At 71.0% G+C, this 24,053-nt stretch carries 25 protein-coding genes; 19 read left to right on the forward strand and 6 right to left on the reverse strand.

Annotated elements, in window-relative coordinates; translation table 11 throughout:
* The first annotated feature begins 63 nt into the window (after positions 1-63).
* The 14 genes from ACFWY9_RS10720 to ACFWY9_RS10785 all read left to right on the forward strand — a co-directional run bounded on the left by ACFWY9_RS10720 (position 64) and on the right by ACFWY9_RS10785 (position 13,191).
* A complete protein-coding gene (locus ACFWY9_RS10720) occupies positions 64-771 on the forward strand; it encodes an AzlC family ABC transporter permease (protein ID WP_378322435.1) in 708 nt (235 codons plus the stop codon).
* Positions 771-1,091: an AzlD domain-containing protein gene (locus ACFWY9_RS10725; RefSeq protein ID WP_378322436.1), complete on the forward strand. Its 321-nt coding sequence runs from the start codon at positions 771-773 to the stop codon at positions 1,089-1,091. The genes ACFWY9_RS10720 and ACFWY9_RS10725 overlap by 1 nt, the downstream gene beginning before the upstream one ends.
* 63 nt (positions 1,092-1,154) lie before the next feature.
* Positions 1,155-1,778: a pyridoxal 5'-phosphate synthase glutaminase subunit PdxT gene (pdxT, locus tag ACFWY9_RS10730; protein ID WP_378322437.1), complete on the forward strand. Its 624-nt coding sequence runs from the start codon at positions 1,155-1,157 to the stop codon at positions 1,776-1,778.
* A gap of 45 nt (positions 1,779-1,823) precedes the next feature.
* Positions 1,824-2,579 (forward strand): YebC/PmpR family DNA-binding transcriptional regulator, encoded by a 756-nt coding sequence (locus tag ACFWY9_RS10735; RefSeq protein WP_378322438.1) that lies wholly within the window; start codon positions 1,824-1,826, stop codon positions 2,577-2,579.
* An 89-nt stretch (positions 2,580-2,668) separates the two neighbouring features.
* Positions 2,669-3,190: a DUF4262 domain-containing protein gene (locus tag ACFWY9_RS10740; protein ID WP_378338716.1), complete on the forward strand. Its 522-nt coding sequence runs from the start codon at positions 2,669-2,671 to the stop codon at positions 3,188-3,190.
* Between the two features lie 97 nt (positions 3,191-3,287).
* Entirely contained in the window at positions 3,288-3,887 is a 600-nt protein-coding gene (gene ruvC, locus ACFWY9_RS10745) for a crossover junction endodeoxyribonuclease RuvC (RefSeq protein ID WP_378322441.1), read from the forward strand.
* Positions 3,884-4,480 (forward strand): Holliday junction branch migration protein RuvA, encoded by a 597-nt coding sequence (ruvA, locus tag ACFWY9_RS10750; RefSeq protein WP_378338717.1) that lies wholly within the window; start codon positions 3,884-3,886, stop codon positions 4,478-4,480. The genes ruvC and ruvA overlap by 4 nt, the downstream gene beginning before the upstream one ends.
* Positions 4,481-4,486: 6 nt before the next feature.
* Positions 4,487-5,563, forward strand: a complete 1,077-nt coding sequence (ruvB, locus tag ACFWY9_RS10755; RefSeq protein WP_378322444.1) for a Holliday junction branch migration DNA helicase RuvB — start codon at positions 4,487-4,489, stop codon at positions 5,561-5,563.
* 133 nt (positions 5,564-5,696) lie between these two features.
* Positions 5,697-6,110: a preprotein translocase subunit YajC gene (gene yajC, locus ACFWY9_RS10760; protein ID WP_378322445.1), complete on the forward strand. Its 414-nt coding sequence runs from the start codon at positions 5,697-5,699 to the stop codon at positions 6,108-6,110.
* Between the two features lie 180 nt (positions 6,111-6,290).
* Positions 6,291-8,063, forward strand: a complete 1,773-nt coding sequence (secD, locus tag ACFWY9_RS10765; protein WP_378338718.1) for a protein translocase subunit SecD — start codon at positions 6,291-6,293, stop codon at positions 8,061-8,063.
* Position 8,064: 1 nt separating this feature from the next.
* Positions 8,065-9,309: a protein translocase subunit SecF gene (secF, locus tag ACFWY9_RS10770; RefSeq protein ID WP_378322447.1), complete on the forward strand. Its 1,245-nt coding sequence runs from the start codon at positions 8,065-8,067 to the stop codon at positions 9,307-9,309.
* A 14-nt stretch (positions 9,310-9,323) separates the two neighbouring features.
* Positions 9,324-9,842, forward strand: a complete 519-nt coding sequence (locus ACFWY9_RS10775) for an adenine phosphoribosyltransferase (protein ID WP_378322448.1) — start codon at positions 9,324-9,326, stop codon at positions 9,840-9,842.
* Between the two features lie 112 nt (positions 9,843-9,954).
* On the forward strand, positions 9,955-12,315 hold the full coding sequence (locus ACFWY9_RS10780) for a RelA/SpoT family protein (RefSeq protein ID WP_378322449.1): 2,361 nt from the start codon (positions 9,955-9,957) through the stop codon (positions 12,313-12,315).
* A gap of 96 nt (positions 12,316-12,411) precedes the next feature.
* Entirely contained in the window at positions 12,412-13,191 is a 780-nt protein-coding gene (locus tag ACFWY9_RS10785; RefSeq protein ID WP_378322450.1) for an enoyl-CoA hydratase-related protein, read from the forward strand.
* Positions 13,192-13,195: 4 nt separating this feature from the next.
* Here the strand turns inward: ACFWY9_RS10785 and ACFWY9_RS10790 are convergent, their stop codons facing one another.
* The 3 genes from ACFWY9_RS10790 to ACFWY9_RS10800 form a co-directional block, all read right to left on the reverse strand.
* Positions 13,196-13,846 carry a hypothetical protein gene (locus ACFWY9_RS10790; protein WP_378322451.1) on the reverse strand — a complete coding sequence of 217 codons (651 nt, stop codon included), beginning with the start codon at positions 13,844-13,846 and terminating at the stop codon, positions 13,196-13,198.
* A gap of 86 nt (positions 13,847-13,932) precedes the next feature.
* Positions 13,933-14,127 (reverse strand): hypothetical protein, encoded by a 195-nt coding sequence (locus ACFWY9_RS10795; RefSeq protein WP_378338719.1) that lies wholly within the window; start codon positions 14,125-14,127, stop codon positions 13,933-13,935.
* 250 nt (positions 14,128-14,377) lie between these two features.
* Positions 14,378-15,259 carry a peptidylprolyl isomerase gene (locus ACFWY9_RS10800; protein WP_378322453.1) on the reverse strand — a complete coding sequence of 294 codons (882 nt, stop codon included), beginning with the start codon at positions 15,257-15,259 and terminating at the stop codon, positions 14,378-14,380.
* Between the two features lie 190 nt (positions 15,260-15,449).
* Here ACFWY9_RS10800 and ACFWY9_RS10805 point away from each other — a divergent pair, with 190 nt between their 5' ends.
* On the forward strand, positions 15,450-16,040 hold the full coding sequence (locus ACFWY9_RS10805) for an MBL fold metallo-hydrolase (protein WP_378338720.1): 591 nt from the start codon (positions 15,450-15,452) through the stop codon (positions 16,038-16,040).
* On the forward strand, positions 16,037-16,693 hold the full coding sequence (locus ACFWY9_RS10810) for a hypothetical protein (RefSeq protein WP_378322455.1): 657 nt from the start codon (positions 16,037-16,039) through the stop codon (positions 16,691-16,693). The genes ACFWY9_RS10805 and ACFWY9_RS10810 overlap by 4 nt, the downstream gene beginning before the upstream one ends.
* On the opposite strand, the gene ACFWY9_RS10815 is transcribed toward ACFWY9_RS10810, so the two are convergent.
* Genes ACFWY9_RS10815 through ACFWY9_RS10825 form a run of 3 tightly spaced genes read right to left on the reverse strand, consistent with a single transcriptional unit; the run spans position 16,665 to position 19,543 of the window.
* The gene (locus ACFWY9_RS10815; RefSeq protein ID WP_378338721.1) at positions 16,665-16,940 is read right to left on the reverse strand and encodes a hypothetical protein; all 276 of its coding nucleotides are present in this window, start codon (positions 16,938-16,940) and stop codon (positions 16,665-16,667) included. The two genes, ACFWY9_RS10810 and ACFWY9_RS10815, sit on opposite strands and share 29 nt — an antisense overlap.
* A gap of 38 nt (positions 16,941-16,978) precedes the next feature.
* Positions 16,979-18,517, reverse strand: coding sequence for a YibE/F family protein (locus ACFWY9_RS10820; RefSeq protein WP_378338722.1), 1,539 nt, complete (start codon positions 18,515-18,517; stop codon positions 16,979-16,981).
* Between the two features lie 48 nt (positions 18,518-18,565).
* Positions 18,566-19,543, reverse strand: coding sequence for a GlxA family transcriptional regulator (locus ACFWY9_RS10825; protein WP_378322458.1), 978 nt, complete (start codon positions 19,541-19,543; stop codon positions 18,566-18,568).
* 98 nt (positions 19,544-19,641) lie between these two features.
* On the opposite strand from ACFWY9_RS10825, the gene ACFWY9_RS10830 reads away from it, so the two are divergent.
* The 3 genes from ACFWY9_RS10830 to ACFWY9_RS10840 all read left to right on the forward strand — a co-directional run bounded on the left by ACFWY9_RS10830 (position 19,642) and on the right by ACFWY9_RS10840 (position 23,944).
* On the forward strand, positions 19,642-20,346 hold the full coding sequence (locus ACFWY9_RS10830; RefSeq protein WP_378322459.1) for a DJ-1/PfpI family protein: 705 nt from the start codon (positions 19,642-19,644) through the stop codon (positions 20,344-20,346).
* 152 nt (positions 20,347-20,498) lie between these two features.
* Positions 20,499-23,345: a tetratricopeptide repeat protein gene (locus ACFWY9_RS10835; RefSeq protein ID WP_378338723.1), complete on the forward strand. Its 2,847-nt coding sequence runs from the start codon at positions 20,499-20,501 to the stop codon at positions 23,343-23,345.
* A 110-nt stretch (positions 23,346-23,455) separates the two neighbouring features.
* Positions 23,456-23,944 carry a hypothetical protein gene (locus ACFWY9_RS10840; protein ID WP_378322461.1) on the forward strand — a complete coding sequence of 163 codons (489 nt, stop codon included), beginning with the start codon at positions 23,456-23,458 and terminating at the stop codon, positions 23,942-23,944.
* Positions 23,945-24,053 lie beyond the last annotated feature (109 nt).

Genomic DNA, 24,053 nt, shown 5'->3' on the forward strand with positions numbered 1-24,053 from the left:
CGCTCCATCAGTCTTCCCGTTCGTCTTGACGAACAGGGGATGCGTTGTTCAGTATATGGCACTATGCGTTCGATTTGGCGAACACTCGATCGGGGCCTCGCACGGGACGTCGGGCTGGTCTGTCTGGCCGATTGTCTCGTGGGGGTCTCCTACGGTGCCATCACGGTGAGTTCCGGCTTCCCGCTCTGGGCGCCGATGCTGCTGTCCCTGCTGGTCTTCGCCGGTGCCTCCCAGTTCATGTTCGTCGGGATCGTGGCCTCCGGCGGCAACCCCCTCGCGGCGGTCGTCGCCGGGCTGCTGGTCAACGCGCGGCACGTGCCGTTCGGATTCGCCGTCGGGGACGTGCTCGGCAAGCGGTGGGCGGCCCGGATCGCGGGCAGTCACCTCATGATCGACGAGTCGGTGGCCTTCGCGCTCGCCCAGAAGGACGCGCAGCGCAGGCGGGCGGCCTACTGGGCCTGCGGGATCGGGCTGTTCGTCTGCTGGAACCTGGGGGTGCTGGCCGGGGCGTTCGCCGGAACGGCGATCAGCGACACCGACGTGTTCGGGCTGGACGCCGCGTTCCCCGCGGTCCTGCTCGCGCTGGTCCTGCCGTCGCTCAAGGACCGCGCGGCGCGGCTCCCGGTGCTCGTCGGCGTCGTGGTGGCACTGGCGACGACGCCGTTCCTGCCCGCCGGGCTCCCGGTGCTGCTCGCCCTGGTCGGCGTGCTGGCCGGGATCGCCGCCAAGGAACCGGGCGAGCGGACACGGGAACTGGAGGAGGTGCGCTGATGGACGGCGTGGAGCTGCTGGTCGCGACCGGAATCCTCGCCGCGGGGACGTTCGCCTTCCGCTTCGCCGGGCCGGTGCTGCGGAGCAAGGTGAAACTGTCGCCGAAGGCCGAGCGGCTGATGACGCTGGCGGCCGTCGTGCTGCTGGCCGCGCTCGTGGCGACCAGCGCACTCGTGGCGGGGCACGGCTTCGCCGGGTTCGCCCGGCCCGCCGGGGTACTGGTCGGGGGAGTGCTCGCCTGGCGGAAGGCGCCGTTCGTCGCCGTGGTCGTCGCGGCCGCGGCCACCGCGGCGCTGCTGCGGCTGGCCGGGGTGCCCTGACCTGCTGTTCGCGCCGGTCCGGGGGCGGCCTAAGCTGGAGGGAAGGTCTTTTCGGGAGGTCGGGTGGCGATCACGTCCGGAGCGGCGCCGGTCATCGGCGTCCTCGCGTTGCAGGGCGATGTGCGGGAGCACATGGCGATGCTGGAACACGCCGGTGCACGGGCCACGGCGGTCCGTCGTCCCGCCGAATTGTCCGAAGTGGACGGTCTGGTGCTCCCCGGCGGCGAGTCGACCACGATGTCGCGGCTGCTGGAGAGCTTCGAACTGCTCGAGCCGCTGCGGGAACGGATCGGCGCCGGGATGCCCGCGTTCGGTTCGTGCGCGGGGATGATCCTGCTCGCGCGCCAGGCGCTGGACGGGCGTCCCGACCAGCAGCAGCTCGGCGGTCTCGACGTCGTCGTGCGGCGCAACGCGTTCGGCAGGCAGGTCGACTCGTTCGAGGCCGATCTCGACTTCGCCGGCATCGAGGGACCGCCGGTGCACGCGGTGTTCATCCGCGCCCCGTGGGTGGAAAAAGCGGGTGACGGTGTCGACGTGCTGGCCGAGGTCCCCGGGGAAACGGGCTCGGTCGCTAGGATCGTCGCGGTCCGGCAGGGGGCGGTGCTGGCGACCGCGTTCCATCCGGAGATCACCGGGGACGAGCGGGTGCACCGGCTGTTCGTGGACCTCGTGCGACAGCACGTCTGACGCGTACGCGTGCCCAGTGCCGGGCACGGAACGGATGGAGGAGAGATGAGCGGCCACTCCAAGTGGGCCACCACGAAGCACAAGAAGGCCAACCTCGACGCGAAGCGTGGCAAGCTTTTCGCGCGGTTGATCAAGAACATCGAGGTGGCCGCGCGGACCGGCACCGGTGGTGGCGACCCGGATGGCAACCCCACGCTCTACGACGCCATCCAGAAGGCGAAGAAGAACTCCGTCCCGCAGGACAACATCGAGCGCGCGCGCAAGCGCGGCGCCGGTGAAGAGGCCGGTGGCGCCGACTGGCAGACCATCACCTACGAGGGCTACGGCCCGAACGGCGTGGCGGTCCTGATCGAATGCCTCACCGACAACAAGAACCGGGCTGCGATGGAGGTGCGCACCGCGCTCACCCGCAACAACGGTTCGCTCGCCGACCCCGGCTCGGTGTCCTACATGTTCAACCGCAAGGGCGTGGTGATCATGCCCAAGGGCGAGGCCACCGAGGACGACGTCCTGATGGCGGTGCTCGACGCCGGCGCCGAGGAGGTCAACGACCTCGACGAGAATTTCGAGATCGTCTCCGAGGCCACCGACCTCTTCGCGGTGCGCAAGGCACTGCAGGAGGCCGGATTCGACTACGAGTCGGCGGACCCGACCTTCCTGCCTTCGGTCAGCGTGCCGCTGGACGCCGACGGCGCGAAGAAGGTCTTCAAGCTGATCGACGCGCTCGAAGACTGCGACGACGTCCAGAACGTCTACGCCAACTTCGATGTTTCGGACGAGGTTCTCGCCGAAGTCGGCTGACGGGTTTTTCGTTGCGTAGCCGGAATCCTTGACACATCCGGAGATTTTCCGGGCGTGTGCACTGTCCGAGGACGCCGCCGTACGGCACAATGTCCGCCGTGACGACTCCAGCCCTCTCCTCCGCAGAACAGGAACTGATCACGTGGATCGAGTCCCAGGCGAAGGAGAGAGGCAACGCGGTCATCGCGGTTCCCAGTGACGACAAGGGTTCCGGCTACTGCTTCACCGCGTGCGCGTGGGCGCTGCACAACGTTCCGGAGGCGGTCGTGGTCGGCTTGCCGGAGCAGATGGCGCCCGTGCTGCTCGACGCCTATGTGGACCGTGCGGCCGCCGGGGAGATCTTCGAGGTCGGCAAGACGTACGAGGATTTCTTCGAAGGCGTCCCGGTGGTGTTCGAGCGCGTCGCCAAGGGGCACTACATGGAGTACTTCGGCAGCGCGTTCCTCGTCTATCCCGACGGCGACTTCCCGGCGCTGCAGCTGATCGTCGCGACCCCGGACGGGCATTTCCCCTGGCACGCCGACGCTCCGGAGGGCTTCGCCGAATGGCAGCCGGTGCTGACCGAGAGCGGCGCGCCGGAGAGCTGGCGCCCCGGCGTCGACGGCCCCTGATCCGGCCGCGCGTCTCCGCTCGGCATGTCCTGCGGGGCGCGGGCGGAAGCGGACGGTAGCCTTCACCTCGAACTGATGTTCGTCGAGGAGGAGACGCGTGCGCGTGCTCGGGGTCGACCCCGGTCTGACCAGATGTGGTCTCGGAGTGGTCGACGGCGGCAAGGGCCGCGCTGTCCGTTGCGTCGCCGTCGACGTGGTGCGCACGCCCGCCGACGCCGAGCTGTCCCGGCGGCTGCTCGGGATCTCCGACGAGGTGGAACGCTGGCTGGACAAGTACAAACCGGCCGCGGTGGCGGTCGAGCGTGTCTTCGCCCAGCACAACGTGCGCACCGCGATGGGCACCGCGCAGGCGGGCGGGGTGGTCGCGCTCGCGGCCGCGCGGCGGGGCCTGCCGGTCGTGTTCCACACGCCGAGTGAGGTCAAGGCCGCGGTCACCGGGTCGGGCCGCGCGGACAAGGCGCAGGTCACCGGTATGGTGATGCGCCTGCTCAACCTCGAGGTCAAACCGAGCCCGGCGGACGCGGCGGACGCGCTCGCGCTGGCGATCTGCCACCTGTGGCGCGAGCCGATGCGGCAGCGGCTCGCCGAGGCCGAGGCCCGCGCCGCCGAGATCGCCCGGATCCACAAGGCGCGGCTGGCCGCGGCGGCCAAGGCCAGGCAGACGGGCCCGAAGAAGAACACAGGAGCGGCGCGATGATCTCCTCGGTACGCGGTGAAGTGCTTTCCGTCGGTCTGGACCATGTGGTGGTCGAGGTCGGCGGTGTCGGCTTCGCCGTGCAAGCGACCCCGTCCACCCTCGCGACGCTGCGGCGTGGCGAGGAGACCCGGCTGCACACCGCGCTCGTGGTCCGCGAGGACTCGTTGACGTTGTTCGGGTTCGCCGACACCGACGCGCGTGACCTGTTCTGGTTGCTGCAGACGGTGTCCGGGATCGGGCCCCGGCTCGCGCTGGCCACCCTCGCGGTGCTCGAACCGGACAAGCTGCGCGCCGCGCTCGTGGAAGGCAACATCACCGTGCTGACCCAGGTGCCCGGGATCGGCCGCAAGGGCGCCGAGCGGCTGAGCCTGGAACTGCGGGACAAGGTCACCGCGCTCGGTGGCGCCGAGGACGCGCCGGCCGTCACGGCACCGGGCGCGCTGCGGTCCGAGGTCGTGGAAGCGTTGGCGGGCCTCGGTTTCCCGGCGAAGCAGGCCGAGCAGGCGGTGGACAAGGTGCTCTCCGACGGCGACGGGCACACGACGTCCACGGTGCTGCGTTCGGCGCTGGCCATGCTCGGGCGCAAGCGGTAGGGGCCCGTGGAATACGACGCCGTGACGGAGTACGAGCCGGACGACGAGACGCTGTCCGCGTTGCCGCAGACGGGGGAGCGGGACGTCGAGACCACGCTGCGCCCGCGCAAGCTGGAGGAGTTCGTCGGCCAGCCGCGGGTCCGCGAACAGCTGGAACTCGTGCTGGAGAGCGCCCGGCGGCGTGGTGTCCCGCCGGACCACGTGCTGCTGTCCGGTCCGCCCGGTCTCGGCAAGACGAGCATGGCCATGATCGTCGCGGCCGAACTCGGCGCCGCCATCCGGATCACCTCCGGCCCGGCGCTGGAACGCGCGGGCGACCTCGCCGCGATGCTGTCCAACCTCGCGCCCGGCGACGTGCTGTTCATCGACGAGATCCACCGCATCGCCCGGCCCGCCGAGGAGATGCTGTACCTGGCGATGGAGGACTTCCGCGTCGACGTCGTCGTCGGCAAGGGACCCGGCGCCACCAGCATCCCGCTGGAGATCGCGCCGTTCACGCTGGTCGGCGCGACCACCCGGTCCGGCTCGCTCACCGGGCCGCTGCGCGACCGCTTCGGCTTCACCGGGCAGATGGAGTTCTACTCCGACAGCGAGCTGGAGCTGGTGGTGCGCCGGGCCGCGACGATCCTGGACATCCCCATCGACCGGGACGCCTGTGCCGAGATCGCCCGCCGCTCGCGAGGTACGCCACGCATCGCGAACCGGCTGCTCCGCCGGGTCCGCGATTACGCTGAGGTACGAGCGGACGGCGAGGCCACCCGTGAGGTGGCACGCGCGGCGCTCGCCGTCTACGACGTCGACGAGCTGGGGCTGGACCGGCTGGACCGGGCCGTGCTGTCGGCGCTGACGCGTTCGTTCGGCGGCGGGCCGGTCGGGATTTCGACGCTCGCGGTCGCGGTCGGTGAGGAGGCGACCACCGTGGAAGAGGTGTGTGAGCCCTATCTCGTGCGCGCCGGTATGCTCGCCCGGACGCCCCGTGGCCGGGTCGCTACCCCGGCCGCGTGGGAGCACCTCGGCCTGGTGCCGCCCGCTGACCCCGGACGGCCCGAACAGGGGGGCCCGACCCTGTTCGACCAGGACTGACGAGGCGTCGAACCGGGTACCTACAGACGGTGGGTGCTGGCGTTCTCGCCGGCACCTGGCACACTCGAACAAGAGCACATCCCGCCAAATCGGACGTATCGGCGAACATGCGGCGTCCGCCGAATGGAGAGTCATGAACCAGTTACTGCTGCCGTTGCTGCTGATGCTTGTCGTGGCGGTGCCACTCATCATGGGCACGCGCAAGCAGAAGAAGCAGGCCGCGGCGCAGAAGGAGCTCCAGGACAGCCTGGGCCCCGGCGACCGGGTGATGACCACCTCGGGCCTGTACGGGACCGTGGCCGACGCGAGCGGCGACACCACGATCGACATCGAGATCGCCCCCGGCGTCGTCACCACCTGGCTGCGGCTCGCGGTGCGCGAGAAGGTCCAGCCGACCGTCGAGGACGACACCACCGAGACCGAGGTCGCGGACGCCCCTGTCGAGGCGGACGTGAAGGCCGAGGTCAAGGAGGAGGCCAAGGACGAGCCCGTCGAGGCGACGTCGACCGCGCAGGTCGCGCCCCCGCTGGAGCACGGGAAGAAGTAACTTCCCCCGGCCGCTCACATCCCGACGAAAGTCGGTGTGTGGGTCAACGCCAGGCTCACGCAGCACCGAGTAAGGTCTCGGTGCTGCGTGCGTGTCGTCCTGGTCACGTCCACGGTCGCAGCCAAGCGCGCCTGACCGAAAACCGATGGGGAACACCCAGTCCGAGGAGACCGAAGCACAGTGCCAGCATCGGCCGGGCATCTCCGCCCGGGACGCTATCTCGCCTTGTTCGCCCTGATCGTCGTGGTGTTGTACGCCCTGGTGTTCTTCACCGGTGGCGGCAAGCCGACGCCGAAGCTCGGCATCGACCTGCAGGGCGGCACCCGGGTCACGCTCACCGCGCGCACTCCGGACGGCAGCACGCCGACGAAGGAGTCCCTCAACCAGGCTCGGCAGATCATCGAGAGCCGGGTCAACGGGATCGGCGTCGGCGGGACCGAGGTGCTCCTCGACGGCAACAACGTTGTCATCACGGTCCCCGGCTCGCAGGGCGACGAGGCGAAGAACCTGGGCAGGACGGCGAAACTGGGCTTCCGCAAGGTCGTCACGTCCCAGCCGGTGGCGCCGCAGCCGCAGCAGCCGGGCCAGCCGCCCGCTTCGCAGCCCGGCCAGCCCCCGGCGACGGGCGCGCCCTCCTCGAACGCGACCCCGCCGCCCGCCCCGAGCACCAAGCCCGGCGGTGGCGGAGCTGCCGGCGCGCCCGCGCAGCAGCCGAGCGGCACGCCCGCTCCGCCGTCCTCGCAGGCCCCCGCGTCGCAGCCGGCCGACGGCTCGGTCGACGCGCAGGCCGCGAAGGAGATCCAGGAGGCCAAGGCGATCCGGCAGAACCCGGCGCTGGCCCCGGCCAACCCGAGCGATCCGGCCGCCCAGGCCGCGCAGAAGGCCGCCGCCGAGAAGGCGTTCGCCGCGCTGAACTGCACGCCGAACGCGAAGGACCCGCTGATCGGCAACGACGACCCGAAGCTGCCGCTGGTCGCCTGTGGTGACAAGGACACGAACAAGTACCTGCTGGAGCCGGAGTTCCTGCCCGGCACCGAGATCTCGAACGCCTCCTCGAACTACAACCGCGAACGCGGCCAGTGGGTGGTGGACCTGAGCTTCAAGAGCGCGGGCACGAAGGTCTGGGCGGACTTCACCTCGAAGAACACCAACCAGCAGGCGGCGTTCGTGCTCGACACCAACGTCGTGTCGGCGCCGACCATCCAGGTCGCGATCCTCGACGGCAACACCCAGATCACCGGCAAGTTCACCCAGACCGAGGCGAAGCAGCTGTCGGACATCCTCAAGTACGGCTCGCTGCCGCTGTCGTTCGCCTCATCGGACGCGACGACCGTGTCGGCCACGCTCGGCCTCGCCTCGCTGCAGGCCGGTCTGATCGCGGGTGGCATCGGCCTGCTGGTGGTGTTCATCTACTGCCTGTTCTACTACCGGCTGCTCGGCATCCTGACGATCCTGTCGCTCGGCCTGTCCGGGTTGCTGGTCTACGCGGTGCTGGTGCTGCTGGGCCGCTGGATCGGCTACACCCTCGACCTCGCGGGCGTCGCCGGTCTGATCATCGCCATCGGTATCACGGCGGACTCGTTCGTCATCTACTTCGAACGATTGAAGGACGAGATCCGCGAAGGCAGAACATTCCGTTCCGCCGTGCCACGAGGCTGGGTCCGGGCCCGGCGCACGATCCTGGCCTCCGACGGCGTGAGCTTCCTGGCGGCGGCGATCCTGTACATCATCGCGGTCGGCGACGTGAAGGGCTTCGCGTTCACCCTCGGTATGTCCACGGTGCTCGACCTGGTGGTGGTCTACCTGGTGACGCATCCGCTGGTCGCGATGGTGTCGACGTCGAAGTCGAAGTTCCTGTCCAACCCGAAGCATCTCGGCCTCGGGGCCGTGCAGCAGGTGGGTTCGCAGCGCAAGCCGGCTCGCGTCGGCCGCGCGCACGTGAAGGAGGCCTGACGTGGGCGTTGACGAGCTGGGCACGGACGCCGAGGCTGCCAAGCCCGCGCCTGCCAAGAAGGAGAGCCTCTTCCACCGGCTCCACGTCGGCACCGGTGCCTTCGACGTCGTCGGAGCCCGTAAGCGCTGGTATGTCTTTTTCGTCGCGCTGGTCCTGATCAGCATCGGGTCGATGGTGTTCCGGGGCTTCAACTTCGGCATCGAGTTCGAGGGCGGGACGCAGATCCAGCTGCCCGCGCACGGCACGCACGGCGCGATCACCGAGGACCAGGTGAAGCGGACCTTCATCGACGCGCTCGGGGACAAGGCGGTGGAGACGCAGAAGGTCGGCACCGGCAACGCGACGACCATCCAGATCCGCTCCGAGACGCTGGACGCCGCCCAGGTGTTCAAGGTCAAGGAGTCGATCGCGAAGGAACTCGCCCCGATCGGCGGCAACGGCAAGGCCGACGTGCAGGCCATCAGCGACAGCGCGGTGAGCGCGTCGTGGGGCGGGGAGATCTCGCAGAAGGCCCTGATCGCACTCGCGGTGTTCCTCGTCGCGGTCACGATCTTCCTGGCGGTCTACTTCGACCTGCGGATGGCGACGGCGGCGCTGATCTCGCTGCTGCACGACATCGTGGTGACGGCCGGGGTGTACTCGCTGGTCGGCTTCGAGGTCACGCCCGCGACCGTGATCGGCCTGCTGACGATCCTCGGGTTCTCGCTCTACGACACGGTGGTGGTGTTCGACAAGGTCCGGGAGAACACCCGCGGCCTGCTCGGGCTGACGCGCCGCACCTACGGCGAGGCGGCCAACCTGGCGTTGAACCAGACGCTGATGCGGTCGATCAACACCGCGGTCATCGCGATGCTGCCGATCCTCGGCCTGCTCATCGTCGGCTACGTCCTGCTCGGTTCCGGAACGCTCCAGGACCTGGCGCTGGTGCAGCTGACCGGCACCATTGTCGGTGTGCTGTCCTCGGTCGCGCTGGCGACCCCGCTGCTGGTCGACTTCAAGATGCGCGACCCGAAGTACCGGCAGCAGGCCGCGCGCGTCGAGGCGCGCCGCAAGAACCAGGCGCGCAAGGCCGCCGAGCAGGCGGAAGAGGGCGACTTCGACCCGAACGACGACGACGCGCTCCAGGCCGAGCTGCGCAAGGAGAAGGCGTACGCGGCCGCGGCGAGCGTCCCCGCACGTCACCCGAAGCAGACTCCGCGCAAGGGCAAGCCGTCCGGTAAGCCGTCGGGCAAGCGGAAGCACTGAGCGGGCCCCGACGGATGGAGCTGGACCAGGCACTCGGCCGGATCGCCGAGGTGCCGGACTTTCCCGAGCCGGGCGTGCTGTTCCGGGACCTGAGCCCGCTCTTCGCGGACGCCCCGGCGTTCGCGGCGGTGGCTGACGCGCTGGCCGCCACGGTCGATCCCGGGGTCGACCTGCTGGCCGGTGTCGAGGCACGGGGCTTCCTGCTCGCCGCGGCCGTCGGGTACGCCCGAGGCCTCGGCGTGGCCCTGATCCGCAAGCCCGGCAAGCTGCCGAGCGTCGCTGGCCGGGTCGACTACGCGCTGGAGTACGGCACCGCGAGTGTCGAGCTCCCGGCCGGGATCGTGCGTCCCGGCCAGCGCGTAGCGGTACTGGACGACGTACTGGCCACCGGGGGCACGGTCGCCGCGACCTGCAAGCTGCTGGAGGACGCGGGCGCGGTCGTCGACGGCGTCTCGGTGGTCGTCGAACTCGCCGCGCTGGGTGGCCGGAACGTGCTGTCCGGCCGCGCGGTCCACGCCCTCGAAGTCTGCTGACCGGAGACATCTCGGTGCGCCGGTGACCCCCTGGGTGGGCGTCGTGCGAAGTCTTTCGGCGTAAGCGGTTACCCTTGGTGTTTCCAGGCCGCACGAGCAGCAGGAGGTGCGGGTGAGCCAAGAGCTCGACGCCGGGACACCGGGGAAGGCCGCGTCCGCCAAGGACGGCACCGAGCCACGCGGCGCGCAGGGGGGCCAGCCCCGGCAGAACGGCGCGGCACCCACGCCCTCGGCGACGCGGCGCGTCCGCGCGCGGCTGGCGCGCCGGATCACCGCGCAGCGGGCGGCGCCGGTCAAGCAGGTGCTCGAGCCGCTGGCCGTCATCCACCGCGAACTGCACCCGAACGCCGATCTGGCGCAGCTGCAGCATGCCTACGACGTCGCGGAGGAACTGCACCGCGACCAGCGGCGGAAGTCGGGCGACCCGTACATCACCCACCCCTTGGCCGTCGCGACGATCCTGGCCGAGCTGGGCATGGACACCACGACGCTGGTGGCGGCCCTGCTGCACGACACCGTCGAGGACACCGGGTACTCGCTGGAGGCGCTGAAGGCCGACTTCGGCGAGAAGGTCGGCGAGCTGGTCGACGGCGTCACCAAACTGGACAAGGTCAAGCTCGGTACCGCGGCCGAGGCCGAGACCATCCGCAAGATGGTCATCGCCATGGCGCGCGACCCCCGCGTACTCGTCATCAAGCTGGCCGACCGGCTGCACAACATGCGCACGATGCGGTTCCTGCCGCCGGAGAAGCAGGCCCGCAAGGCCCGCGAGACGCTGGAAGTGCTGGCGCCGCTGGCCCACCGGCTCGGCATGGCCACGGTGAAGTGGGAGCTGGAGGACCTCGCGTTCGCGATCCTGCAGCCGAAGAAGTACGACGAGATCGTGCGGCTGGTCGCCGACAGGGCGCCGTCGCGCGACATCTACCTGCGCTCGGTGATCACCGAAGTCACCCAGAACCTCGTCGACGCCCGGATCACGGCGAAGGTCGAAGGCCGTCCGAAGCACTACTACTCGATCCACCAGAAGATGATCGTCCGCGGCCGCGACCTCGACGACATCCACGACCTGGTGGGCGTGCGCATCCTCGTCGAGGACGTCCGCGACTGCTATGCCGCGATGGGCGTCGTGCACGCGCTGTGGCAGCCGGTGCCCGGCCGCTTCAAGGACTACATCGCGCAGCCGCGGTTCGGCGTCTACCAGTCGTTGCACACCACCGTGATCGGCCCGGACGGCAAGCCCCTGGAAGTGCAGATCCGCACCTACGAGATGCACCGCACCGCTGAGTACGGCATCGCCGCGCACTGGCGCTACAAGGAAACCAAGGGCACGCACAGCGGCAACGCGATGGACGTCGACGAGATGGCGTGGATGCGCCAGCTCCTCGACTGGCAGCGGGAGGCCGCCGACCCCGGCGACTTCCTCGAATCGCTGCGGTACGAGCTGGCCGCGCGCGAGATCTTCGTGTTCACGCCGAAGGGCGACGTCATCACGTTGCCGGTCGACTCGACGCCGGTCGACTTCGCCTACGCGGTGCACACCGAGGTCGGCCACCGCTGCATCGGCGCCCGGGTCAACGGCAGGCTCGTCGCGCTGGAGCGCAAGCTCGAAAACGGCGAAGTCGTCGAGATCTTCACCTCGAAGGCGGAGAACGCCGGCCCCAGCCGGGACTGGCTGCAGTTCGCCGGTTCGCCGAAGGCACGGGCCAAGATCCGGCAGTGGTTCGCCAAGGAACGCCGCGACGAGGCGATCGAGGCGGGCAAGGAGGCCATCACCAAGGAGGTCCGCAAGGTCGGGCTGCCGATCCAGCGGCTGGTCTCCGCGGAGTCGATGGGATCGGTCGCCACCGAACTGCGGCATCCGGACATCAGCTCGCTGTACGCGGCCGTGGGGGAGGGCCACACCAGCGCGAAGCACGTCGTGCAGCGGCTGGTCGCGCTGATCGGCGGGGTGGACGAAGCCGAGGAGGAGCTCGCCGAGCGCGCGACGCCGTCCACGGTCACCCGCCGCCGCGGCTCGAACGATGTCGGCGTGGTGGTCAAGGGCGCCAGCGACATCTGGACCAAGCTCGCGCGCTGCTGTACCCCGGTACCGGGTGACGAGATCCTGGGCTTCGTCACGCGCGGCGGTGGCGTCAGCGTGCACCGGACGGACTGCACCAACGCCGACGACCTGCGCGCGCAGCCGGAGCGGCTGGTCGAGGTCGAATGGGCGCCGTCGGCGTCCTCGGTGTTCCTGGTGGCGATCCAGGTCGAGGCGCTGGACCGGCACCGGCTGCTGTCGGACATCACCAAGGTGCTGGCCGACGAGAAGGTCAACATCCTGTCGGCCTCGGTCACCACTTCGCGGGACAGGGTCGCGGTGAGCCGGTTCTCGTTCGAGATGGGCGATCCGAAGCATCTGGGCCACGTGCTCAAGGTCGTTCGCGGTGTCGAGGGCGTGTACGACGTCTACCGCGTGACGTCGGCGTCCTAAGTGGACTCCTGAACCGGGTGCCGGTGGGCCCGGCCGCCGAACGGGACATTGCTCACAGCCGGTGATGCCCCGCGACGATCCGGTTAGGGTGCATCCATGACCGACGGTTTCGAGTTCACGCGGGACGGCGATGTCGCGCGGCTGACGTTCGCGCGGCCGGAGAAGATGAACGCCATCACCTACGGCATGTGGTCGGCGATCCCGGACATCGTGGCCGAGGCCGAGGCGGATCCGGCGCTGAAGGTGCTCGTCATCGCGGGCGCGGGCAAGCACTTTTCGGCGGGCGCGGACATCAGCGAGTTCGGCGAGCTGCGGACCACGGCCGAGGGCGCGGCTCGGTACGACAAGGCGGTCGAGGGCGCGGTCGCGGCGCTGACGAACATGCGGAAGCCGTCGGTCGCGATGATCCAGGGCAACTGCATCGGTGGCGGCTGCCAGGTCTCCGTGGCGTGCGATTTCCGGTTCGCTGCCGAGGGATCCCGCTTCGGCATCACCCCGGCGAAGCTCGGGATCGTCTACCACTTCGACTCGACCCGTCAGCTGGTTTCGCTCGTCGGGCCCGCGCACGCGAAGTTCTTCCTGCTGTCCGGGGAACTCGTCGACGCCACCCGCGCGCGGGAGATCGGACTGCTCAACGACGTCTTCCCGGCGGACGGCCTCGAAGCCTCGACGCTGGCGTTCGTCGACACGCTGTGCTCGCGCTCGCAGGCCTCGATCCGCGGGATGAACCGGATCATCGAGAAAATCGTTGCGGGACAACAGGAAAATGACGCCGAGGTGGACGAGATCCGGCTCGGCGCGCTGCACGGCGAGGACTACGCGGAGGGGGTCGCGGCCTTCCTGGACCGGCGGCCCCCGCACTTCCTGTTCCGGTGAGCGGTCAGTTCTTGAGGTAGGGCGCGAAATGCCCGGCCACGACGTCGGTGACGGCGTCGGGGCCGAGGAGGCCGTCGACCTCGATCACCCGGATGCCGTGCTTGCGCGCCGAACGGATGACGTCGGCGGCGACGAGCCGGTCGCGCGCGATGCGGTTCCGTTGCGCGCGCAGGGGATCGCTGACCCGGGTGGCGAGCGCCGCCGCCCGCGGCAGCTGACGGATCTGGTGCTGGCGGAACAGTTCGGTCGGCACCAGGACGACCATGCGGGCGGGGGAGTCCAGCAGCGGGGCGACGAGTTCGGGCCGCAGTCCCCAGCCCTCGGCGATGATGGGGCGTTCCGAGTCGAGCGCGCGGAGGTCGTCCAGCGCCCACTCGAAACGCTGCGGGAACCCGGCGAGGGTTTCGTGGGTCATGCGTTCGGGAGTGGTGTTCACCCAGACGGCCTCCGGGTCCGGGTCGGCGGCCGTCTCCTGGCGCCGGACCCGGTGCGCGACACGGCGATCGAGGTGACCGCGAGCGTCGTGGTAGTCGTAGTGATACGCGGTGAGGCCGTACCGCGCCGCAAGCAGCCGGGCCACCGTCGATTTGCCCGCCCACTGCGCGCCACCGATCCAGAGTGCCTTGCTCAGCGTTCCGAACGGATCCGAGGTCATCACACGACTATTGCCCGGTGCGGGACCGAAAACCAGTCTTGAGTTTCCGGACGGTCGCAGGATCGTCGCTCAGCGTGTGTGCGGGGTCAGCCTTCCCGGTCCCCGTCCGGGGCGAACGTGAAGATCCGCGCGACCGGGAGGGGCTGGGTGGGCGGCTCGGGCGGAGGCGGAGCCGCTGCGATGGCAGGCGCGGTGCTGCCGCGCCGGAATCGAAGCCAGCCGATCATCCCGAGTGCGCCCAGCACGACACCGCCCGCTCCCGCGCCCAGTGTCGTCAGCATCCGCGTCCACCTGCCCGCCGGACGGAAGTCCGGTCTGCGCGGCGAAAATCCATCGCTCGTCTCTCCCGCGTTCCTCTGCGTGTTCGGATTGCCCCCTACACGGCGAAGGCTTCGAGACGGTTCGAGAAAACGGCGAAGTTGGGACATCCGGACGCGCCGGAGCCGCCGATCGGATGGGCGAAATCCGTGAAGGACCCCTTACCGGCACTGGGCGCCGGGAAGGAGTCCTTCACGGACTGGAGGGCTGAGATCAGTTGGCGACGCTGACGCCGGTGAACTTCACCTGCATCGCGGGGAGGCCGGTGCCGTCCGGGCTGCTGGCCTGCGACTCCGGCGTGATCCCGGCGCGAGCGACCTTGTCGAGCACCTTGAGGCCCTCGTCGGAGATGCTGCCGAACACGGTGTAGTCGGGCTGCAGCTGCGCATCGCCGTACACCATGAAGAACTGGCTGCCGCCGGAGTTCGGTTCGCGCGTCTTGGCCATCGCGAGAATGCCGCGGCCGTAGGTCAGCTGCGGGAAGTTCTCGTCCTGGATCGTGTAGCCAGGGCCGCCCTGGCCGTCGGTCTGCGGGTCGCCCTTGGCGCCGGGGTCGCCGCACTGCAGCATCTGCAGGCCGCTCGTGCCGAGCCGGTGGCACATCGTGTCGGTGTAGAAGTTCTGCTTGGCGAGGCTGAGGAAGCTGTTGACCGTGCAGGGGGCGAGGTCGCGGTCGAGCGTGACCGGGATGTCGCCCGCCGTGCTCTTCAGCGTCACGTTGACCGTGCCGGTCGAGGGCACGTTCTTGCCGTCCGGCACCTCGGCCTTCTTCGGCGTCTTGCCCTTGGCGTCCGCCTTGTAGTCACAGCTGACCGGGTTCGCCAGCGGCGTCGGCCGCTTCGGCATCGGCGCGCGCTGGGTCGGGATCTGGATGGGCGGCGTGGGCGCGGCCGAGCTGGACGGCGGGTTCGCCGCGTCGTTGCTGCTCCCGCTGCTGTTCACGATCCACACCACGGCACCGGCCACGATGAGGACGACACCGCCGACCACACCAACGCCCACGATCTTCCGGCGCTTCGCCCGCTCCGCACGGCGTACGAGCTGACGCTCGAGTTTGCGCTTCGCAGCTTCGCGGCGCTGCTGGTTGGTCGCCACCGGAGGCCCTCCAGGTTTCCGCTCGGTGTCACACGTCTGGGTCACCCGCCGCCTCGACGGCGCGAAGCCGCCTCGGTGGGGTAGCGGCAGTGTATGGGCACAGCCTGTGAGGCCCATGTACAGGGGCGGCTAGTCTCATCACGATCGTGAGCGGCGTCGCCAGGATGCCGCCGGAAGCAGGAGGCGTTTCGTGCTCGTAGTCGGGTTCGGGTCCGGCCCGCTGCAGGCGAACTGCTATCTGCTCGCAGACGCCGCCGGTGGCGACTGCGTGCTCGTCGACCCAGGCCAGGAGGCCACCGAACCGGTGGCGGAGGCGCTGGCCGAGCACCGGCTCACCCCGGTGGCGATGCTCGCCACCCACGGCCACCCCGACCACGTCGGCTCGGCCGCGGAACTCTCGGCCGCCCACGGGATCCCCCTGCTGCTGCACCCGGCCGACGCGGCCGCGTTCGACGTCGCGAGCGAGCCGCTGGAGGCGGGCACGCACACCCTCGCCGGACTGGACGTCACGGTCGGCCACGCGCCGGGGCACACGGCCGGGTCGGTGGTGCTCGGGCTCGCCACGGAGGAGGGCGGCAGGCTCGTGCTGACCGGGGACACGCTGTTCGCCGGCTCGATCGGGCGTACCGACGGAGCCGGCGCCGAACTGGAGAAATCGTTGCGCACCTTGCTGTTGCCCCTGCCCGAGGACACCGTGGTGCTGCCCGGCCACGGCCCGGCGACGACGATCGGGCAGGAGCGTGCCGCCAATCCGTTCCTGACCGAGATGAGCAGGGCATGAGCGAAGCGAACGGGGAACCCGCCGCGCCGGAACGGCTTCCGCTCTTCCACGAGGAAACGCGGTCCCGGCGCCGGCGCGGCTGCTCGGGCGTCGCCGGGGTGGTGATCTTCGCCGCCGCGTTCGGCGGCATCGCGGGGCTCATCGGCGGTCAGGTCGCCGGGCTCGTCGTCGCCGGGGTGATCGCGCTCCCGCTGCTGTACCTGCTGGCGTACAACCTCCGCCGGCGCGTCTGGCTGGAGGGCACCGTCCTGCTCGTGCGGACATGGGGGATCCGGCGGGTCGACCTGGTCACCGCGGAGCGGCTCGACCTGGTGATCAGCGACGTCCGCGGCACCAGGACGGTGAGCCTGCTCGTCAACGCGGGGCAGCGCCGCAAGGTCGCCAAGGTCGATCTGGCGCTGTTCTCCGGCGCGGGCGGGCGCGAGCTCGGTGTGCTGCAACTGCGCAGGCTCGCCAATGCGCTGATGAACAACACCGAGGCCAACGGGCTCGTCTTCTCCGAGCTGCTGGTCGCCGAGCTGAAGGCCGAGGCGCGCGGGGACGCGGTGGCCGACCGCCCGCTCTACCGGCTGGCTTCGGCGGCGCCGTCCGGGAAGTACGTGCAGCGGTTCACCATGGAGGCGGTCAGCCGGTTCGTGGCGACCCTGGACTGACCGCCGGTTCGGCCTTCTTGTCGAGCTCGTCGACCCGGGCCCGGATCAGTTCCAGCTGGTACACCAGTTCCGGGACTTCGTGGGCCACGTAGCTCGCCAGCCGTTCGACGTGCTTGAGCGTGGCGCGGACGTCCTCGACCGCGGACGCGATCCGCGGCACCGACTCGGCGGCGTCCAGCGCGGCGCCGAGCAGCCGCCGCGCCAGGCGCACGGCTTGCCGCGGACCAGCCAGCACGAAGTCGAACACGGTCCCTCCCACCGACGCTGTGTGCCCGACTTCGTACCTCACACGGGGCCGGGTTCCCCCGCCGGGGTTCGCTTGCGTGACAGGAGTGAACGCGGGGGACTGGTGGTGCCGCTGAGGTGACCCGCGGGCTCTCGCGACGCGATCAGCGCGGCCAGCAGCGTCGTCACCGGGACGGCCGCGACGATCCCCACGCTGCCCGCCAGGGTCCGGATGATCTCCGCGGCGATGTTCTCGCTGCCGAGCAGCGCGCCGAGTCCGACGCCCGAGATCGACGACGTCAGCAGGACCGGCAGCGCGGCCCCGGCGTAGGCCATGACCAGGGTGTTGACCGCGGAGCCGACATGGTCGCGGCCGATCCGCAGTCCGGAGCTGTACAGCTCGCGCCAGGTCAGCGCCGGGTTGGCGCGCCGCAGCTCCCACACCGCGCTGGTCTGGGTGACGGTGACGTCGTCCAGTACGCCGAGCGCGCCGATGACGACGCCCGCGAGCAGCAGCCCGCGCGCGTCGATGCCGTGGCCGAGGGAGCCGATGAAGCTCGCGGTGTCCTCGTCGAGCCCGGTCAGCGAGGCGGCGGCGGAGAAGATCGCGGAGAGGACTCCGATGAGCGCGAGGCTGACGAGCGTGCCGAGCACCGCGGCCGAGGTTCTCGCGGAAAGCCCGTGCGTCAGGTAGAGCGCGATGAACATGATCGCCCCCGCGCCCGCGATCGCCACCAGCAGCGGATTCTCCCCGGCGAGGATCGCGGGCAGGATGAACAGCGCGATCACGACGAAACTCAGCACCAGCGCGACGAGTGCGGCCAGGCCCTGCCAGCGGCCGAGCACGAGGACCGCCACGGCGAACAACGCGGCCAGGACGAGCAACGGCGTCCCGCGCTGGAAGTCGACGATCTGGAACGACGCCGGATCCGCGGCGTTGCCGCCGTTGTAGGCGAGGACGATGTCGTCACCCGCGGCGAACCTCGGCGTGCTGGGTTCGATCGGGACGGACAGGCGCAGCGTCTTGCCCTCGCCCGGGCCGTCGGTCATCTTCAGCTCGGCGGTCAGGCAGGGCTTGCCGTCGGACGGCGGCGGCGTGCCGACCTGGACCTGGCCCGGCGCGAGACACGGCCCGGTGACCGTGCTCGCGATGGTCGCCTTCACCGGCGTTCCCTGCTGGATGACGCTCTTCGGCGACGCCTTGCCCCACGGGTAGAGCACGATCATGCCCACGACGGTGGCGAGGGCGAGCGGGGTCAGCAGCCAGATCAGCAGCAGGCGGACCCGGTGGGACGCGGGTGCGGCCGGGCCGTGGCCATGGCTGTGCCCATGCCCGTGGCCGACGTCGGCGGCGGTGCTCTTCGCGGTGGGTTTCGGCGCGGGCCGGGTGGGCGGTTTCCGGCGCGGTGCGCCCGCGCGGGTGCGTGGCGTCTCGCCGGTGTCGGCGCGGCGGCGGCCGCCCTCGGGGGGCGTGCGCCGGGGCGGATTTCCGGCGTTCCGGGCCGTTCCGGGCACGCGGCGCGGTGTCGAAGGCGACGGACCGTCCGAGACCCGGCGAATCGGGCCTGTGTCGTCATCGGAATTGTCTCGGCGATCCACGACCACATCCTCCACAGCGGGCGCGGCCGGGTGGCGGCGGGGCTCGGATCAGGCCGGCGACTGGCGAAGGTGGACGCGGCGATACGCCGAGGGCGGCGTGTCGAAATGATCGAGGAACGCCTGACGCAGCGTCTCGGTCGAGCCGAACCCGCACCGGCGCGCGATCGCGGTGAGCGGGAGCTCGGTGCAGGAGAGCAGCCGGGCCGCGTGCTCGGTGCGGACCGTGCGGACATACCGGCTCGGCGAAGTCCCCAGATGCGCGTCGAAGAGCCGGGTCAGCTGGCGGGCACTGACGCCTGCCCGCTGCGCGAGCGCGTTGGTGCCGAGGTCGGCGTCGAGGTGTTCGCCGATGTACGCGGTCAGATCGCGGACCTGGCGGTGCTCGGGCGGCGGCCCGGACAGGAACATGCTGACCTGGGCCTGGTTTCCCGGCCGTTGCAGGTAGGTGACCAGCGCGCGGGCGGTCTCGCGCGCCAGGCTCGGGCCGTTGTCCTCCTCGACGAACGAGAGCGTCAGGTCGAGCCCGCTGGTCACTCCGGCGGAGGTGTAGACGTTGCCGTGCCGGACGTACAGCGGGACCGGGTCGACGGTGATCTGGGGGAAGCGCTCGGCGAGCCGGTTGGCGTAGATCCAGTGGGTGGTGGCCCGGCGCCCGTTGAGCAGGCCGGCCGAGGCGAGGACGGTGGAGCCGGTGCAGACCGAGGCGATCCGGCGGCTGCTCTGGGCGAGCCGCCGGACGTGGCCGAGGATCCGCTCGTCCGCGGCGGCCGCCTCGTGCCCGAAACCACCGGCGATGATCAGCGTGTCGAGGTCGCCGGTGATCTGGTCCAGCCGGTGCTGGGTGCGCAGCGTGAGCCCGCACGAGGACTCGACGTCGCGACCGTCCACAGTGGCCAGCCGGATCTCGTACCCCGGCCGCGCGCCGAGCTTGTTCGCCGCGTGGAGCACGTCGGCCGGGCAGGCGATGTCGAGGATGTCGGCGTCCGGATAGCCGATGATCACGACACGTCTGGGTGAACCCGGCATACGCCGCACGGTAACACCTGAACTGGCGGTGAGACACGGTTCGCAGGATTCCGGACATCCTCGCCGCGTGCGGTCCGGCCCGCTGCCACGGTGACGGCATGACGGAAGAACAGAAGACTTTCGCCTTCGTGGTGTACCCCGGATTCACCGTGCTGGACCTGGTCGGTCCCCTTCAAGTGCTTTCGGCGCTGGCGAGCTTCGACGCGCGGTACCGGGTCGTGGTCGTGGGGGAGACGCTTGACGGGCTCGGCACGGACACACCACTGGGGGTCGCGCCGAGCCACACCTTCGCCGACGTGCCCGCACCGTACGCGCTGCTCGTGCCGGGCGGCGGCCCGCCGACCATCCGCGCGCTGGCGAACGAGCCGTTGCTGGGCTACCTGCGTTCGGCGGCGTCGAGCGCGAAGCTGGTGACCTCGGTCTGCACCGGCTCGCTGCTGCTCGGGGCGGCCGGGCTGCTGGAGGGCAGGCCCGCGACGACGCACTGGATGTTCCGCGACGTGCTGCGCGCGTTCGGCGCGAAGCCGGTGGCGCAGCGGTGGGCCGAGGACGGCCCGGTCATCACTGCGGCGGGCGTGTCGGCGGGCATCGACCTCGCGCTGCACATCGTCGAGCGGCTCGAAGGCGCCGAGGTGGCCAGGATCGTCCAGTTCGCCGTCGAGTACGATCCGCAGCCGCCGCTCGGGCCGCTCGACTGGTCGAATCCGCCGTTCGGCCCGCTCACGCCGCTGCGGGAACGCGCGCTGCGTGAGGGCCTCGCGGACAACCCGGAGCTGCTGGAGAAACTGCTCGCCCACGCCTGAGCGTCCCGCTGCACCGAACGGAGGCGGCCAACCGGGTGAGGTCCGTGCGAGAGGGTCCGTGACGCCGCGTCAGCGGCTAGATTCGCCTCTGCCCGTGCGATGCAGACGCGACGCTGGTGGGGACGTCAGTGCGGTTCCAGATTCTCGGCCCGTTGGCTGCTTCCGTGCCGCTGCCGTCCGCGGCCCAGCCCCGGAGGCTGCTGGCTATCCTGCTCGCTCGCCCGAACGAGTTCGTCTCCCGGGACACCCTGGTCGACGAGCTGTGGCCGGACGGGGCACCGCCGAGCGCGGCGGCGATCGTGCAGGTGACGGTGTCGAAGCTGCGCAAGACGGTGTCGCCGGGTCATGCGGTGGACGACGCCGGGCAGCGGCTGCGGTCGGGGCCGCGCGGGTACGCGCTCACCGTCGCGGAGGGGGAACTCGACGCCGACGACTTCTGCGCACAGGTGAACGCCGCGATGGTCGCGGCGAATCGCGTGGAGCGCCGGAATCTCTTCGAGCGGGCGTTGTCCTGCTGGCGCGGCGGGGCGCTGGCCGACGTCGCCGGGGGCCCGCTGGTCGAGGCGCACAAGCTGTGGCTGGAGGACCGGCGGCGGTCCGTGCTTCTCCAGCTGGCCGAGCTGGAGCTGGCCGACGGTGCCGGGGCGTCGGTCGTCGCCCGGCTGGATCCGGTGCTGGCCGCGCGTCCCGCCGACGAGCGGGTCGCCGCGCGGCTCGCCTGCGCGCTCGACGCGCTGGACCGGCGCGACGCGGCGCTGGACGTCCTGCGGCGGACCCGCCGCGCGTTGTGGGACGAGGCCGGGGTACATCCCGGCGAGGAACTGCGTTCGGTGTACCGGCGCGTCGCCGGTACCGAGTGGACGGCGGGCGGCGCGCCCGCCCAGCTCCCGCCGGACCTCCCGGACTTCGCAGGCCGGACAGCGGAACTGACCGCGGTGGCCAAGGCGTTGCGCGGCCAGGCGCCCGTCGTCGTGCACGGGCCGGCCGGGTCGGGGAAGACGGCTCTCGCCGTGCGGGCGGCGTGGCGTGCGCGGAGACGATTCCCCGACGGGCAGCTCGTGGCCAGCGTGACCGCCGAGCCGCGCGAGGTACTCACCGGTTTCCTCCGCGCGCTCGGCGTCGCTCCGGCCGAACTGCCCGCAGACTTCGCCGGGCTGGTCGCCACCTGGCGGGGGATGACCGCGGACCGGCGGCTCCTCGTCCTGCTGGAGGACGCGACCGCCGAACGCCGGATCCGGCCGCTGCTGCCCAGCGGGCCCGGCTGCGCCACCCTGATCACTTCCCGGCGAGCACTGCCGGGGCTGCCGGGCGCGCGTCCGATCGTCCTGCCCGAGATGTCCACACTGGACGCTCGCGAGCTGTTCGGGGCGATCGTGGGCAGGGAACGGGCGCGGGCCGAACCCGAGGCCGTCGCTGAGGTGCTGCGGCAGTGCGCCGGGCTGCCCCTCGCCGTGCGGATCGCCGCGGCGAAGCTCGCGCAACGGCCGCGGCTGCGCGTCGACGACCTCGCCGCCCGCCTCGCCGACGAACGCCGCAGACTCGACGAACTCGTCGTGGGCGACCTCAGCGTTCGGACGCTACTGGCCTCGGCCCTGCGCGAGCGGACCTCTGGCGAACGGGACGTGCTGGCCCTGCTCGCCGCGTTCGGCGGCCCGATCACGGACTGGTGCGCGGCCCTGCTGCTCGGGCGTCCGCTCCCGGAGGTGCGGGACCTGCTCGACACCCTCGCCGACGGGCACCTGCTGCTGCCGGGGCCGGCGTACACCCTGCCCGGCTTCGTCCGGCTGGCTCTGGCCGAGCAGCCCCGGGCCCGGCTCGATCCGGGGAAACTGCGCCAGGCGCTCGAAACGATGCTCGCCAGGACCCGGGGCACCGCGCCAGGACCGGACACCGAGCAGCTCGCCGCCGCGGTGCGCCTCGCGTCGCGCCACGGCTGGACGGAACTCACCGGGCAGCTCGCCGACGCGTGCGCCGCGCGGGCGGGCACGCCGTGGCTGGGCCGCGCCGCGTGGGCCGTCTCGGTACGCGGCCTGGTGGCCGCCCGGCGCCGGGGCGATCATCGCGCGGAGGCGGGGAGGCTGTTGACCCTCGGTTCGGTGCATGCCCAGGGCGGGCGCTGGCGGTTGGCCCGCAGCTACTACGTCATGGCCGAGTCCCGGTTCCGTGCGCTCGGCGAGCTGGAACAGACCGGTGCGGCGCTCAGCGCTATCGCCGACATCGACCTCGACACCGGCCACGCGCGGGCCGCGGTCGAAGGACTGCGCGAGGCGCTCGAGCTGTTGCGCGCCTGCGGCGCCCGGCGGCGTCAAGCCGTCACGGCGGCCCAGTTCGGTTCGCTGCTGGAAGACCTGGGCGACTTCCCCCGTTCCGTCGAGAGCTTCGAGGCGAGCTTGCTGCTCGCCCAGCACAGCGACGACGAACGTTCGCTCGACCAGGTGACGAAACGCTACGCCGACGTGCTGCGCCGCGGCGGCCGGACGGACCAGGCAGCGGACCTGCTCGACGACGCGCTGGGCGGCGCGGTCCGGACCGGGGAGCGGCACTGGGAGGCCCACGTCCTGCGGAGCATGGGGGATCTGCACACCGAGGCGGGACAGTGGCGGGAGGGGGAGCGGTGCCTGACGCGCTCGTTGACGCTGTTCGACCACATCGGGCACCGGCACGCGGCCGCCTACACGCATCGCAGCCTCGCCGAGGCCAGGAGGCTGGCCGGTGACTACGCCGGCGCGCGGGCGCATCTGCGGGCGGCGATGAGCGTCTTCCACGATCTCGGCGACCGGCGTGGCGCCGGGTACGCCCTGATGAGCCTCGGCCGTTCCTACGCCGGAACCGGCGCCCTCGCGGACGCCCGGCGAGTCCTGCGCCGCGCGGCCGACCTCTTCGCGGGACTGGGCTTCCCGCTGTGGGAGTTGCGGGCGCTGGGCGAGCTGAACGCCGTCACCGGCAACTCGCCCGAGTTCGCGCGGACTCGTGAAGTCTTGACGAAAATCCGGACCTGACGGGCTCGCCTGGGCACCGCAGGGCCGGGTGTTTGGCGAAGTTATGGCGACACCGATTTGGCTGTCCTCTGTCGGGCACCTCTGCCGGACACCCCCGAGGAAGGCAAGTCATGCGGTTCTCACCCATGCTGCCCCGAGCGGCCTTCGGACTGACCGCGGCGGCCGCGACGATGGTGTTCGCCACCATCGGCACGGCGTCGGCCGTCACGAAACTGACCCAGGCGCAAGCGGCGGCGAAGCTGAGTGCGGCGGGCGTCACCCACTCGTCGAGCGGTGACTGCACCACCCGGACCAACTCCCACTGCACCTCCTACGAGCAGATCAACGTCAGCACGGTGGACGGCGTGCTGACGCTCAAGCGCGCGAGCGGCTGTGCTCTCGGCATCACCGGCGGGACCGAGGTCGGCCACGCCGCGGGGACCTACAGCCACTACAACGGCTACAAAGTGGACATCTCGCACAACAGCTGTCTCGACGGCTACGTCAAGCGCAGCTTCACCTACGCAGGCAAGCGAGGGGACGGCTACCCGCAGTGGAAGGCGGCGTCGGGCAACCTCTACTGCGACGAGGGCGACCACTGGGACATCACGTACTTCTAGCGAGGACCGGGGGGGGACACGTGCCCAGGCGGGGGGACGACCGCGCACCGCCCCCCCGAGAGGGAAACCCCCGGGGGCAAGAGGGGGCGGGGGGCCCGCGGGGGGTGTG

It is taken from the genome of Amycolatopsis sp. NPDC059027, from assembly GCF_042739735.1.
Taxonomy (GTDB): Bacteria; Actinomycetota; Actinomycetes; order Mycobacteriales; family Pseudonocardiaceae; genus Amycolatopsis.